Annotated in this window: 8 protein-coding genes and 3 pseudogenes; 5 read left to right on the top strand and 6 right to left on the bottom strand. The window is 73.7% G+C overall.

From position 1 onward, the window contains the following. The 3 genes and pseudogenes from MCAG_RS06520 to MCAG_RS06510 form a co-directional block, all read right to left on the bottom strand. Positions 1 to 1,950, bottom strand: a 1,950-nt coding sequence (locus MCAG_RS06520) for a DUF3488 and transglutaminase-like domain-containing protein (RefSeq protein WP_083802209.1), incomplete at its 3' end; no start/stop codon positions are given. 66 nt (positions 1,951 to 2,016) lie between these two features. Then, a pseudogene (locus MCAG_RS06515) lies at positions 2,017 to 3,314 on the bottom strand (DUF58 domain-containing protein). 2 nt (positions 3,315 to 3,316) lie between these two features. Then, positions 3,317 to 4,372, bottom strand: a complete 1,056-nt coding sequence (locus tag MCAG_RS06510; protein WP_007072176.1) for a MoxR family ATPase — start codon at positions 4,370 to 4,372, stop codon at positions 3,317 to 3,319. A gap of 459 nt (positions 4,373 to 4,831) precedes the next feature. On the opposite strand from MCAG_RS06510, the gene leuS reads away from it, so the two are divergent. After that, the gene (leuS, locus tag MCAG_RS06505; RefSeq protein ID WP_304412186.1) at positions 4,832 to 7,672 is read left to right on the top strand and encodes a leucine--tRNA ligase; all 2,841 of its coding nucleotides are present in this window, start codon (positions 4,832 to 4,834) and stop codon (positions 7,670 to 7,672) included. Between the two features lie 190 nt (positions 7,673 to 7,862). Here leuS and MCAG_RS06500 read toward each other — a convergent pair whose 3' ends face one another. The 3 genes from MCAG_RS06500 to MCAG_RS06490 are packed head-to-tail and all read right to left on the bottom strand — an operon-like array spanning position 7,863 to position 10,601. After that, positions 7,863 to 8,648 (bottom strand): TVP38/TMEM64 family protein, encoded by a 786-nt coding sequence (locus MCAG_RS06500; protein WP_007072174.1) that lies wholly within the window; start codon positions 8,646 to 8,648, stop codon positions 7,863 to 7,865. Continuing rightward, a complete protein-coding gene (locus MCAG_RS06495; RefSeq protein ID WP_007072173.1) occupies positions 8,645 to 9,364 on the bottom strand; it encodes a type 1 glutamine amidotransferase in 720 nt (239 codons plus the stop codon). The genes MCAG_RS06500 and MCAG_RS06495 overlap by 4 nt, the downstream gene beginning before the upstream one ends. Next, complete coding sequence (locus MCAG_RS06490; protein ID WP_007072172.1) at positions 9,354 to 10,601, bottom strand: MurT ligase domain-containing protein; 1,248 nt, start codon at positions 10,599 to 10,601, stop codon at positions 9,354 to 9,356. Before MCAG_RS06490 ends, MCAG_RS06495 begins: the two co-directional genes overlap by 11 nt. Before the next feature lie 354 nt (positions 10,602 to 10,955). On the opposite strand from MCAG_RS06490, the gene mraZ reads away from it, so the two are divergent. From mraZ to MCAG_RS33465, 4 genes and pseudogenes are all read left to right on the top strand, one after another. Next, a complete protein-coding gene (gene mraZ, locus MCAG_RS06485) occupies positions 10,956 to 11,387 on the top strand; it encodes a division/cell wall cluster transcriptional repressor MraZ (protein ID WP_007072171.1) in 432 nt (143 codons plus the stop codon). A gap of 202 nt (positions 11,388 to 11,589) precedes the next feature. Then, positions 11,590 to 12,683 (top strand): annotated as a pseudogene (rsmH, locus tag MCAG_RS06480) (16S rRNA (cytosine(1402)-N(4))-methyltransferase RsmH). Continuing rightward, positions 12,680 to 13,336 carry a hypothetical protein gene (locus MCAG_RS06475; RefSeq protein ID WP_007072169.1) on the top strand — a complete coding sequence of 219 codons (657 nt, stop codon included), beginning with the start codon at positions 12,680 to 12,682 and terminating at the stop codon, positions 13,334 to 13,336. Before rsmH ends, MCAG_RS06475 begins: the two are co-directional and overlap by 4 nt. Before the next feature lie 5 nt (positions 13,337 to 13,341). Next, positions 13,342 to 13,962: pseudogene (locus MCAG_RS33465) on the top strand (penicillin-binding protein 2); the annotation flags it as partial.

Raw genomic sequence — 13,962 nt, 5'->3', positions numbered from 1 at the left:
CACCGCCGTGCCGGCACCCCGCCGGCGGCGCAGCGCCATCCGGCGCAGCGCGGGCACGGCGAGCAGGGCGAGCAGCGCCAGCGCGCCGGCCGTCCACCAGGGCCAGACGGGGGCCTGCCGGGCGGGACCGTCCACCCCGACCGCCAGGCCGGCGTCGGTGTCCTGGTCGGCGGCGTCCTGGTCGGCGGCGTTCGGCACCGGCTCCGAGTCGTCGGGGGCGGCCGGGGCACCCGGCTCGGTGGCCCCCGGCTCCGGCTGGTCGGTGTCCGGGGCCCAGGCCGAGCGGGTCGAGCCCTGCACCCCGTACGCCGGGGTGGCGTCGAAGGGCACCCAGCCCATCCCGTCGAAGTAGACCTCGGTCCAGGCGTGCAGGTTGCGGTTGGTCAGCACGTATCCTTCATCCGTGCGGCCGGTGCCGTTGGTGAAGCCGAACGCCACCCGGGCCGGGATGCCGGCCGACCGGACCAGCCACGCCATCGCCGCCGCGTACTGCTGGCAGAAGCCGGCCTTGTTGTTCAGGAAGTCGACGATGTCCTGACCGCTGGTGCCACCCTTCGTGGTCAGGCTGTAGGTGAAACCGTTGTCCGCGGAGAAGTGGTCGTAGATCGCCCGCACCTTGTCGTAGTCGGTGCTGCGGCCCCGGACGAGGCCGGCGACCAGGGTGTCGACCTGCTCGACCGGCGGGGTGACGGTCTGCTGTAGCCGGATCGGGTGGTCCGACGGCAGCGACGGGGCCCGCCGCAGCGCCGTCGGGGTGTACGTCGACCGGACGTAGCCGAACGAGTAGCGCTTGCCGCGGGAGTTCTCCCGGTTGGAGAAGAGCACCTGTTGGTTCGGGTCGTAGAGCCAGTTGGCGTTGAGTTCCTCGGTGCGCACCGGCTCGGCGTAGGCCGGCAGCAGCGGCATGTTGAGATTCTTCGAAACCTCCACGGTGGCCCGGTACTGCCGTTGTTCGAGGCCCTCCGCGGCCCGTTGGGTCGGGTCGGGCAGGGCCCGGGTGACGGGCCGGCCGGTCGGGTTGCGCACCCGGAAGCCGTCGGGCCGCAGCTCGTCGGCGACCCCGTAGCGCAGGTAGAACGGGTTTGGCTCGTTGGTGGTGACCGTGACCATCTCGTAGACCTCGGACTGGTTGAGCTGGCCGCTCAGCGACGCGAAGAGGTCGATGCGGCCCGGGTTGCCGCCCTGCCCGGTGCCGCTGCCGGTGCCGGTGCCGGCCCCCACGGCGTTGAGCAGGCCGCCGGTCATCCCCGGCACCGCCAGCGGCAGCGCCACCGCCAGCACCACCCCGACCACGGCGAGCCGCCGCCCGGCGGCGGCCAGCGGCGAGGCCTCCCACACGTCGACGTCGCGGCCGTCGCCGGTGAACCGGCGGCCGAACCGGCGTACCCGGTCGACGTTGTCGGTGACCAGCAGCCACAGGTAGCCGGCGGCACCGATCACGAACGGCACGGCGGGGACGCTGTCGACGTAGACGGCGACGGGCACCGAGTAGACGGCCAGCATCGGCAGGCCGGCCAACGCGGGACGACGCAGGCCGACGGCGAGGACGTCCACCACCACCGCCACTCCGCCGACGCCGAGCACGGTGACGAACAGCAGCGGGTCGGTGTCGGGCACCTTCACCCCGTACGAGCGCATGTCCACCATCGACGCGCTGAACAGCTCGGCGAAGTGGGCGAAGGTGCCCGGGGTCGGCAGGAACGCCACCAGCTCGGTGCCGGCGGGAAAGAGCCAGGCCAGCGCGAGCGTCAGCCCGCCGAGCATGCCCAGCACCTGCCCCCACAGCGGGGCCCGGACCAGCCGGGTCAGCGCGGCCAACCCGGCGATCACCGTAACCGCGATGGCCGCCTGGATGAGCCAGGTCCAGCGCTCGAAGATGGCCGACAGCGGGGCCGCCGCCAGCAGGGTCGCGGCGGCGGCCACGAAGCCGAGGTTGCGGGTCGCGGTCACGAGAGCACCCTTCCGGTCATCTGCCCGCCGGGCCGGGCACGCGGGTACGCCCGACACGGCGGATCGTCACTTGACGCCCCCGGCCACGGTCTCGGCCAGCGCGGCCCGCAGGGCGAACCCCTGCGAGCCCCGGCCGGCCTGCGGCCACAGCGCGGGCAGCCGGGCCCCGTGGTCGACCCCGACGACCCGCCACCCGCTCTGCAACAGGGCGAGCGCGGCGGCGCCGTGCGCGTGGTCGGCCTCCGCCCGGGCCCGGGGCGGGAGATGGAGCCAGGTGGAGCTGTCCAGCAGGAAGCCGACGCAGGTCGCGCCGTTGCCCCGCAAGCCGGCGAGTAGTTCCGCCTCGGCGGTGCTCACCGTGCCGAACAGGCCGATGATCAGGCCGCCGTCACCGCGCTGCCGCACCTGCTGCACCAGCGTGGTGATGTCGCCGCGCGGGTCGAGGCGGACCTCGGCGAGCTGGTCGAGCAGCAGCCCGTCCCCGGCGCCCTCGGTCGCGTCGACGTCCGCGCCGTCGCCGGTGACCAGGCGCAGCTTGTACCCGGCCTGGCGCAGGTGCACCGCGATGCTGGCCGCCGCGGAGACCGCCCACTCGAAGCTCGCGGTCGGCCCGTCGCCGTGGTGGCCGTAACCGCGGGTGTCCAGCACCACGGTCGCCCGGCTCTCCCAGGGCTGCTCCTCGCGGCGGACCATCAGCTCGCCGGTGCGGGCGGTCGACTTCCAGTGCACCCGGCGCAGGTCGTCGCCCATCCGGTACTCCCGGGTCGCCGCGTCATCCTCGCCGTGCACCGCCACCGACCGGGCGCGGCTGGAGCCGCTGCCCGCGTACTCGCCGGGAGCCGGACCGAGGGCAGCGGGGTGACCTGCGGGATCACCGTGAGCCGGTCCACGCTGGGGAACGACCGGCTCAGCTCGCACAGCCCGAACGGGTCGGTGAGCCGGACCACCAGCGGACCCACCTCGTACCGGCCACGCACGTCCGCGCGGACCGTGTACGCCACCGAGCTGGCCTGGTGCGCGCCGAGCCGCTCCAGCACCACGCGGGGCCGGCTGCCCAGGGCGTACGGCAGCCGGTCCTCCAGCAGCAGCGTGCCGGTGGGCAGGCGGGACATGTTCTGCAGCCGCAGCACCACCCGGGAGCTGGCCCCGACCGGCACCCGGTGCGGCTCCAGCGACCGGTGGCAGGCCAGCTTGTACCGGCTGCGCCCCACGTACGCGGCGGCGAGCAGCGGCAGGACTGCGAGCAGCACGGCCACCCGGAGCAGGTCCTTCTCGCCGAGGATGACGGCGGAGACGGCCGCGGCGAGGGCGGCGGCCAGGAACGAGCGACCGCGGGTGGTCAGGCCTCGGAGCCCGTCGCGCACGGTCACCGCCTCCGCGGCTCGTACGGGGCGCGGCCGTTGCCGTCGGGGGCGGAGCGGGTGTTGTACGGCGAGCGCTGGCGGTCGTGCGGCAGCGGAAGCCGGTGCACCAGCTCGGCGACGATCGCGTCGGTGGTGCGCCGGGCGAGCTGGGCGTCGGCGGTCGGGATGATCCGGTGGGCGAGCACCGGCACCGCGAGCGCCTGGAGGTCGTCGGGGAGGACGTAGTCGCGCCCCTCCAGGGCGGCGACGGCGCGGGCGGTGCGCAGGAGCTGGAGGGTGGCCCGGGGGGACGCGCCCAGCCGCAGGTCGGGGGCCTCCCGGGTGGCGGTGACCAGGTCCACCGCGTACTGCTTCACGGCGTCGGCGACGTGCACCTCGCGCACGGTGGCGATGAGCCGGCGCACGGTCTCGGCGTCGGAAACCGGCCGCAGCTCCTGCAACGGGTCGGCGGCACCGTGCCCGTCCAGCATGGCCAGCTCGGCCTCCGGCCCCGGGTACCCCATCGCGATGCGGGCGGTGAACCGGTCGCGCTGCGCCTCGGGCAGCGGGTACGTCCCCTCCATCTCGATCGGGTTCTGGGTGGCGATCACCATGAACGGGGTCTGTAGCTGGTAGGTGACCCCGTCGACGGTGACCTGCCGCTCCTCCATGCACTCCAGCAGGGCGGACTGGGTCTTCGGCGAGGCCCGGTTGATCTCGTCGCCGACGACCAGGTTGGCGAAGACCGCGCCGGGGCGGAACTCGAAGTCGTGCGTCTCCTGATTGTAGACACTGACCCCGGTGACGTCGCTGGGCAGCAGGTCGGGGGTGAACTGGATGCGTCGTACCGAACAGTCGATGGACCGGGCGAGGGCCTTCGCCAGCTTGGTCTTGCCGACGCCGGGTACGTCCTCGATGAGAAGGTGCCCCTCGGCGAGCAGGACGGCCAAGGCGAGCCGGACGGTGGCCGTCTTGCCCTCGATGACCTGCTCGATGTTGGCCACGATGGCCTCGCTGGCGGCACGGAACTCGTCGTGCGGCAGCAGACCGCCCACCTCGTCCCAGGTCTGTTGTGTCACGGGCCTCCTCCTCGTCACCACAACGGCAGCTCTGTTAAGAGCACCTGGACCCGCCGTTGGGTTCGCGACGGGAGAGCCTCGTCTGCCGCAGAAATCTCACTGGCCTCTCAGGCTAACCATGTTTGTCGTGATCGCCGAACCCCGCAGCAAGTCAGTCGGTTACGCCCGGAATATTCGCCCGACGGGGGAAACAGATCGTCACGTAGCGTGAAAGGGGAACGGTCCGCCCTCCCGCCTGGGCGGTGGGCCGCGTGGGTGGCGCACCGGCGGGGTACACTCACCGACATGGCCGGAGTCTTCCTGCTTCTTACCGGGCCGTGCTGATGCGCTGACGCGTGACAGCACGGCGGCCCCTCGTGCGCGAGGGGCTTTTTTGTGCCCTCCGCCGGATCGGCCGGGCGATGCCGAGACCGCCGGCCCGGCCCGGCGATGCCGAGACGAAGCGAACGAGGAGAGACGATGAGTGAGGCAGCGACGGCGGGCGACATCCCCCCGTACCGGTACACCGCGGCACTGGCCGAGGAGATCGAGCAGCGCTGGCAGGACACCTGGGATCGGGAGGGGACCTTCCACGCTCCGAACCCCGCCGGGCCGCTGGCCGACCCCGACCACCCCCGGGCGGGCGCGGAGAAGCTGTACGTGCTGGACATGTTCCCGTACCCGTCGGGGGCGGGCCTGCACGTCGGGCACCCGCTGGGCTACATCGGGACCGACTGCTTCGCCCGCTACCAGCGGATGGCCGGCCGCAACGTGCTGCACGCGATGGGCTTCGACGCGTTCGGCCTGCCCGCCGAGCAGTACGCGGTGCAGACCGGCACCCACCCCAGGACCACGACCGAGCAGAACATCGCCCGCTACAAGACGCAGCTGCGCCGGCTGGGGCTGGCCCACGACGACCGCCGCTCGGTGGCCACCATCGACACCGACTTCTACCGCTGGACCCAGTGGATCTTCCTGCAGGTCTTCAACTCCTGGTACGACGCGGACGCGCGCCGGGCCCGGCCGGTCGCCGAGCTGATCGCCGAGTTCGCCGGCGGCACCCGACCCACCCCGGACGGTCGGCCGTGGGCCGAGCTGAGCGTCGCCGAGCAGCGGGCGATCGTCGACGACCACCGGCTGGCGTACGTGTCGCAGGCGCCGGTGAACTGGTGCCCGGGGCTGGGCACCGTGCTGGCCAACGAGGAGGTCACCGCCGACGGCCGCTCCGACCGGGGCAACTTTCCGGTGTTCAAGCGGAACCTGAAGCAGTGGATGATGCGGATCACCGCGTACGGGGACCGGCTGCTGGACGACCTGGACACCCTGGACTGGCCCGAGCCGATCAAGCTGATGCAGCGCAACTGGATCGGGCGGTCGACCGGTGCGTACATCGACTTCGCCACCGGCCAGGGCCCCGTGCGGGTGTTCACGACCCGCCCGGACACGATCTTCGGGGCCACCTACATGGTGCTGGCCCCCGAGCACGAGTTGGTCGACGCGCTGGTGCCGGCCGCCTGGCCGGAGGGGACGCGGGACGCCTGGACCGGGGGGCACGCCAGCCCCCGGGCGGCCGTCGAGGCGTACCGGAAGGCGGCGGCGGCCAAGACCGATGTGGAGCGGCAGGCCGACGCGAAAGAAGAAGAACCGGCGTCTTCTCGGGCGCCTACGCCACCAACTCGGTCACCGGCGGGCAGATCCCGATCTTTCATCGCCGACTACGTGCTGGCCGGCTACGGCACCGGCGCGATCATGGCGGTGCCGGCGCAGGACGAGCGGGACTGGGCGTTCGCCGAGGTGTTCGAGCTGCCGATCGTGCGTACCGTGCAGCCGGCCGACGGGTTCGACGGCAAGGCGTACACCGGGGACGGCCCGGCGATCAACAGCGCCGCGCCCGAGTGCGGCCTGGACCTGAACGGCCTGGGGGTCGCCGACGCCAAGGCAACGATCATCGCGTGGCTGGAGGCCAACGGCCACGGCACGGGCGCGACCACCTACCGGCTGCGCGACTGGCTGTTCTCCCGCCAGCGCTACTGGGGCGAGCCGTTCCCGATCGTGTACGACTCCACCGGGGCGGCGATCGCCCTGCCGGAGGAGATGCTGCCGGTCGAGCTGCCCGAGGTCGACGACTTCTCCCCGAAGACGTTCGACCCCGACGACGCCGACAGCGACCCGGAGACCCCGCTGTCGCGCCGCCGCGACTGGGTCGAGGTCGAGCTGGACCTGGGCGACGGGCCGAAGCGGTACACCCGGGAGACCAACGTGATGCCGCAGTGGGCCGGCTCCTGCTGGTACGAGCTGCGCTACCTGGACCCGACCAACGCCGACCGGTTCGTCGACGCCGAAAACGAGCGGTACTGGATGGGCCCGCGCGCCGAGGGCGACTGCGGCGGCACCGACCTGTACGTCGGCGGGGCCGAGCACGCCGTGCTGCACCTGCTGTACGCCCGCTTCTGGCACAAGGTGCTGTACGACCTGGGTCACGTGTCGTCGTTCGAGCCGTTCCGCAAGCTGTTCAACCAGGGCATGATCCAGGCGTACGCGTACACCGACGCCCGGGGCTCCTACGTGCAGGCCGAGGAGGTCGTCGAGCGCGACGGCACCTGGTTCCTGGGCGAGGAGGAGGTGCGCCGGGAGTACGGCAAGATGGGCAAGTCGCTGAAGAACGTGGTGACCCCCGACGACATGTGCGCGGCGTACGGCGCGGACACCTTCCGGGTGTACGAGATGTCGATGGGCCCGCTGGAGGTGTCCCGCCCGTGGGAGACCCGGGCGGTCGTCGGGTCGTACCGGTTCCTGCAACGGGTCTGGCGGGCGGTCGTCGACGAGCAGACCGGCGCGGCGCGGGTCACCGACGACCCGGCCGACCCCGCGACCCGGCGGCTGCTGCACAAGGTGATCGACGGGGTCCGGGGCGACATGGAGGGGATCCGGTTCAACACCGCGATCGCCAAGCTGATCGAGCTGACCAACGCGCTGACCCGGCTGCCGGCCACCCCGCGTGAGGTGGCCGAGCCGCTGGTGCTGATGCTGGCCCCGTTCGCCCCGCACGTCGCCGAGGAGCTGTGGCGGCGGCTGGGCCACGACACCTCGCTGGCGTACGCGGACTTCCCGGTCGCCGACCCGGCCCTGCTGGTCGCCGAGACGGTGACGTACCCGGTGCAGATCAACGGCAAGGTGCGCGGCCGGATCGAGGTCGCCGCCGACGCGTCCGAGGACGACGTGCGGACGGCGGCCCTGGAGGCGGTGGCCGGGGCGCTGGCCGGCAAGGAGCCCCGCAAGGTCATCGTGGTGAAGGGCCGCATGGTGTCGGTCGTCGCCTGACGGGTAAGGAGGGGCCCCCTGTTAACGCTCTTGGTAGAGCAGGGGCCCCTTCCTAACACCCGCACGCCGACCGCCCGGCCGCCCGGCGAGCGCCCACCGTCCGGCGCGGGGCAGGTCAGGGCTCACCGCAGTGCCCGACCACCCGCCCCCGCCCCCGCGATCGTGCGGTTTCGGCCCTCGGTTCGTCCCTTCAGGGCGAAGTGTCGGGGCCGTGACTGCAAGATCGGCGGGTGGAGGCGGTGGTGCGGCGGTGGCGGCGTTCCGCGCGCCACCAGCGGTACAGCAGGGCCGCGCTGGCGATCAGGCCCAGGCTCGCAGGGGCGGCGGCGTACCAGTTGACGTCGCCGGGGGAGCTGGCCGCCGCGCCGAGCGCCGCGTAGCCGAACGCCGTGGGGGCCGAGGCGAGGACGCTGCCGGCGAGGAACGGCAGCACCCGGGCGCCGGTGGTGCCGTAGCCGTAGCTGACCAGCCCGTAGCCGGAGATCGGCAGCAGCCGGACCGTGGCCACCCCCAGCACGCTCTGCCTGGTGAACCAGCCGTCGAGGCGGGCGAGCCGGCCGCGGACCCGCTCGGCCACGAACTCGCGGCCCAGCGCCCGGCCGACGGCGAAGCCGAGCGCGGCGGCCAGCAGCGCCGCGCCGAGCGCGTACACCGCGCCTTCGAGGGGGCCGAAGATCGCGCCGACGGCGAGCGTGACGAAGGTGCGCGGGACCAGGGCGACCAGCAGCAGCGCCCCGCCGAGGATCGCGACGACCGGGGCGTACCCGCCGAGGCCGTCGGCGAGCCGGGGCAGCGCCGCAACCTCGGGCCGGGGGAGCACCGGTAGCAGCGCCGCGAACCCGGCGAGCAGGAGCAGCAGCAGGGCGAACCGGCGTGCCGACGGCTGCCGCAGCAGCAGCCGGGCGGCCGGGAGCAACCGGGCGGCCGACGTCATGCGCGAACGGGCCGCAACAGCCGCCGGACGGGCCGGGATCATGCCCGGGCGGCGGCCACCGCGGTGCGGCGCTCGGCGCGGAGCCGTTCGGCCCAGGTGTCGTCCAGCGGCGGAAGCTGGTGCGCGCCGGTCGCCCAGCGCAGCAGCAGGTCGGCCAGGGCGGGGTTGCGGGCCAGGGCCGGGCCGTGCGAGTACGTGCCGAGCAGCTTGCCCCGCCACGCGCCCTCGGTCGCGCCGTCGTTGCCGACCCCGGCGGTGACCCGGGCCAGCGGAGACACGCCCGGCCCGAGGTGGGTCCGGCCGCCGTGGTTCTCGAATCCGGTGAGGGCCGGCACCCCGAGCCGGGGGTCGACGTCGCCGGCCAGTTCCCCGACGGCCCGCGACGGGCCCCGGTCGGAGGAGAGGTCGAGCAGCTCCAGCCCGGCGCACTGGACGCCCTTGGCGAAGAAGGAGGTGCCGAGGAGTTGGTATCCGGCGCAGACGCCGAACACCACCGACCCCTGGGCGACGGCCCGGTGCAGGCCGCCGTCGGCCCGCAGCCGCTGCGCGCCGAGCGCCTGCGGGCCGTCCTCGCCGCCGCCGATGAGGTAGATGTCGGCGGTGGCGGGCAGCCGCTGGTCGGAGCGGACCTCCAGCACCTCCACCGGCATGCCGCGCTGCTGGGCCCGGCGGGCCAGGATCAGCATGTTGCCCCGGTCGCCGTAGGTGGACAGCAGGTCGGGGTAGATCCAGACGATACGCAGGCTCTCAGTTGACACGGTCCAGCTCCGCTCGGATGTCCTGGAAGGCGGTGTAGTTGGCGATGACCTCCAGCCGGCCCGGCGGAACCGCCCGGACCGCCTCGCCGAACGCCCGGACGTGCTGGAACGGCACGCCGTTGACCTCGAGGCGGACCGCCAGGTCGTACGCCCGGTCGCCGGTGATCAGCACCTGCCGGCCACGCAGCGGGGCGAAGTCGACGTCGAAGAGCCAGGAGGTGTCCAGCCCGTCGGGGTCCCGGGCGTTGATGGAGAGCAGGGTCGGCGCGACGTCGGCCATGTCGAACGCCTCCAGCCAGCTCGCCGGGTTCTTCGCCAGCAGCAGCCGGATGTTGCGCCCGTCCCGCTCCACCTGCGCGTAGCGGCCGGCGACGGAGGTGACCGCGCCGAGCCGGGAGACCGCGTCGACCGGGCGTACGCCGAACTCGGCGGCGACCGCGAGGGCGGTGGCGGCGTTGCCGAGGTTGACCTTGCCGGGGAGCTGGAGCATCACCTTGTGCCAGGCGCCGGTGGGGTCGAGCACGCCGTCGTCCTCGACCGCCCACTGCGGCTGTGGCCGGCGCAGCGGGCAGCCGCTGCACCACCACTGGTCGCCGGAGCGCTGGATGGTGTGCCCGCACTCGGGGCAGACCCACGAGTCGTCGTGCCAGCGCTGGCCGGCGCTGAACCAGGTGACGTGCGGCGGCCGGATGCCCCGGGCCGGGTCGGCCGGCGGGGTGGCGGCCCACACCACCATCGGGTCGTCGGCGTTGGCGATCACCCGTACGTCGGGGTGGTTGACCAGCGCGGCGCGCCAGAGCTGCGCCATCATGGCGACCTCCTTGGCCCGGTCGAGCTGGTCGCGGGAGAGGTTGAGCAGCGCGACCACGTGCGGCTCGGTGGCCTCCAGGACCTGGGCCAGGTAGTGCTCGTCGACCTCCAGCACCGCGTACGGGGTGCTGCCGGCCTTGGCCAGCGCCGAGGTGTGGCCGGTGGGCATGTTGGCGCCGAAGGAGTTGGTGGCCACCCGGCCCAGGACGCCGACCGCCGCCGTGGTCAGCCGGGTGGTGGTGGTCTTGCCGTTGGTGCCGGACACCAGCGCGATGGCGCGCCCCGCCGAGAGGTGGGCCAGCAGGTCAGGGTCGATCTTCAAACCGATCCAGCCGCCGATCACCGAACCGTCGCCACGACCCGCTGCCCGCGACAGCGCCGCCGCGGTCCGCGACACGGAGCTGGCCACCTTTGCCCGCAGGGGCATCTTCGCGTCCGTCACGCGAGCGAGGTTACCGGACCGCCGCCCCCGCCAGATCGCCGCCGACGGCGAACCGTTCGGTTGGGCCGGTCGGGCGGACGGCCGGAGTCCGGTCGACCGGATGGAGTCGATCTATGTCGGGTAGTGGACGCCGCGGCGGGGGCGCTCCGGCCCTCCACTCCGCTCCACCCCTTCTGACGTGCTGTTTTGTGCGCGGGAGCGACGCGCCGCGCGGGCGATTCTGGTTGCGGGTGGAGCGAAGTGGAGTAGAGTGGGGACCAATGGTGAGGCCGGGAGGGCCCACCGGCCCGGGGGGAGCGGCGCCGCGAACGCCGCTGCGAGGGCGAGGGGGTTGGGCCGATGTTCCTCGGCACCCACACTCCGCGCCTGGACGAAAAGGGCCGGTTGATCCTTCCGGCGAAGTTTCGGGATGGGCTGGCGGGGGGTGTCGTGATCACCAAAGGGCAGGATCGCTGTCTCTACGTCTTCCCGATGCCCGAGTTCCAGCGCATCGCCGACCAGTTGCGCGCGCAACCCATGACGAACAAGGCGGCCCGTGCCTACAGCCGGGTCTTCTTCGCCAGCGCGCACGACGAGGTTCCGGACAAACAGGGCCGGGTCACCGTCCCGGCCCACCTGCGGGCGTACGCCGGGCTTGACCGGGACCTGGTGGTCATCGGCGCGAGCACGCGGGTGGAGGTCTGGGACAAAGCGGCCTGGGAAAGCTACCTCGCCGAGAGCGAAGACGACTTCGCCGACATCGAGGAGGGGGTGCTGCCTGGCGGTCTGTAGGGCGTGACGACGCCCGACGTACTGCGAGATCTCCAGCCGCTTTCGAGTTCCTGGCATCCCTTCCCCGGTGCCAGGCGCACGATCTCCTCGGAGGCGCAACCTCCGGTGGGCGGGAGCGGATGGGGATCTGGCGGTACGACGGAGGCGTCGTGCGACGACAGGCGCGCAGAGAAACGGACGGTTCACACCAGTGGGGGTCGACATGGGGGAGCTCCGTGGCACGCACGTGCCCGTGCTGCTCGAGCGGTGTCTCGAGTTGCTGGCCCCCGCGCTGGCCCGGGGTGACCGCACCGTTCACGTCGACGCCACGCTGGGCCTGGCCGGTCACGCCGAGGCGGTGCTGGAACGGCATCCGCATACGGTGCTGATCGGGCTGGACCGGGACACCGAGGCCCTCGCCCACGCGCGGGTCCGGCTGGCCCGGTTCGCCGACCGGGTCCATCTCGAACACGCCGTCTACGACGAGTTGCCCGAGGTGCTGGGCCGGCTCGGCTACCCGGCGATCGACGGTGTCCTGTTCGACCTGGGCGTCTCCTCGCTCCAGTTGGACGCGCCCGACCGCGGGTTCGCCTACGCGCAGGACGCGCCGCTGGACATGCGGATGGACCAGACCCGGGGGGTGACCGCCGAGGAGGTGGTCAACACCTACTCCCACCCGGACCTGGCCCGGGTGCTGCGGGTCTACGGGGAGGAGAAGTTCGCCCCGAGGATCGCCTCGGCGATCCTGCGGGAACGGGAGCGGGCCCGGATCACCTCGTCGGCGCGGCTGGCGGAACTGGTCAGGGAGAGCATTCCCGCCCCGGCCCGCCGAACCGGGGGGCACCCGGCCAAGAGGACGTTTCAGGCTTTACGGATCGAGGTAAACAGGGAGCTGGCGGCGCTGGAGACGGCGCTGCCCGCCGCCCTCGACAAGCTCACCGTGGGTGGCCGCATGGTGGTCCTGTCCTACCACTCGCTGGAGGACAGGCTCACCAAGGCCGCCCTCACCGACCGGGTCCGCAGCAAGGGCCCGGTCGACCTCCCGGTCGAACTGCCCGGGTCAGGTCCGACGTTCCGGCTGCTCAGTCGGGGCGCGGAGCTGCCCGGGGAGGCGGAGGTCGCCGCGAACCCGCGTGCCGCTTCGGTGCGACTGCGGGCCGCGGAACGGATCGACCCGGAAGCGGAGCGACAGGGGCGGGCCGACCGCGAACGGCCCCGCCGGCGAGTCAGGGCGATGCACCAACCGGGGACCGGATCGGCGGATCCGGGGCCGACGGCGCAGGGACGGACGAAGAGGGGGAGGGAAGAAGAAGATGAACGCTGACAAGCGCGACAGCCGGGACACCGGCGTCGGGCAGCGCGCACCGCGGTCGGGGGGCCGGATCGCGGCGCAGCGGACCACGCGGGCCGGGCTTCCGGTGACGGGGTCCGGCCGGCTGGACCGGCAGGGGGAGACTCGCGCCCGGGGGGCGCGCGAGTTCCCGACCAACGGCAGCGCCGCGCTGCGCCCGGCGGAGCGGATCAGCCCCGCGGAGCAGGTCAGCCCGGCGGAGCGGATCGGTCCGGCCGAGCGGGCCCGTCCCGCGGCGAGCCCGTCGCCGCGGCTGCGGGTCGCCCCGCCGCCGCCGGTGTCGGTGCCACGGGCGCCGTTCGCGGCGCTGATCCTGGTGCTGGTCGTCGGCGGGGTGCTCGGCATCCTGCTGGTCAACACCAAGATCAACGAGAACTCGTTCCGGCTGGAGCGGCTCCAGCAGCAGCAGGCCAAGCTCGACACGGACCAGCAGCAACTGGAGAAGGAGATCGCCGACGCGAAGGCGCCCGGCAACCTGACCGCCGCGGCCCGCAAGCTCGGCATGGTCGAGGCCGAGGAGCCCGCGTACATCCGGCTGCCCGACGGCCGGGTGATCGGGGTGCCGCAGCCGGCCAACGGCCAGCCCTCGGTCACCAGCCAGCAGGGCGCGGGGGGCTGAGCGAGGTGCCGCCGAGATCGGAGGAACCGCGCCGGGACGCCACGGGCTCCCGGCGCGGTTCGTCGCGGGCCACCGGCGGGCGGGGCGAGCCGCGCTCCGGCGAGCCCGGCGTGGGGGGCATCTCCGACGCGCGGGCGTACACCCCTCGGGGGCGCACCATCCGCGAGGAGCGCCAGGCGGCGGGCCGGCCGACCGCCGGGGGCGCCGAGCAGCGGCGTACCCCGCGCGGCACCCGGGCCGGCGGCGACCCGTTCCGGCCGGCGTTGCAGGTGCTCGACGGCGGCCGGGCCGACGGGGGCCGCGCCGGGCGCCGGGAGCCCGTCCCGGCCGCGCGCGCCGCGGTGATCCGGACGGTGCCGACCCGGCCGAGCCGGGCGCTGCCCGATGACGACGACGCGCCGCGCCCGCCGCGCCGCCGGCCCGCCGGGCGCGGCGGCCCACGCCGCCCCACCCGGACCGCCCCCGGGCGGTCACCGCGCAAGCCCCGCAAGCCGCCCCGGCTGGCCGACCCGCGCCGCCGGCTGCGCCTGGGCACCCTGCTCGTCCTCGCGCTGTTCGTGACCATCGGCATCCGGCTGGTCTTCCTCCAGGCGGTCGACACCCCGGCGTACGCCGGCGGCGGCCTG

This window comes from Micromonospora sp. ATCC 39149 (assembly GCF_000158815.1).
Classification (GTDB): domain Bacteria; phylum Actinomycetota; class Actinomycetes; order Mycobacteriales; family Micromonosporaceae; genus Micromonospora.
The sequence above is the reverse complement of the archived record's forward strand: the minus strand, read 5'-3'. Positions and strand labels throughout refer to the sequence as shown.

Bases quoted from the DNA above. Each gene is read 5' to 3' on its own strand.
- mraZ (WP_007072171.1), top strand. From the start codon at position 10,956: ATGTTCCTCGGCACCCACACTCCGCGCCTGGACGAAAAGGGCCGGTTG.
- MCAG_RS06500 (WP_007072174.1), bottom strand. From the start codon at position 8,648: ATGATCCCGGCCCGTCCGGCGGCTGTTGCGGCCCGTTCGCGCATGACG.
- MCAG_RS06475 (WP_007072169.1), top strand. From the start codon at position 12,680: ATGAACGCTGACAAGCGCGACAGCCGGGACACCGGCGTCGGGCAGCGC.
- MCAG_RS06490 (WP_007072172.1), bottom strand. From the start codon at position 10,601: ATGCCCCTGCGGGCAAAGGTGGCCAGCTCCGTGTCGCGGACCGCGGCG.
- leuS (WP_304412186.1), top strand. From the start codon at position 4,832: ATGAGTGAGGCAGCGACGGCGGGCGACATCCCCCCGTACCGGTACACC.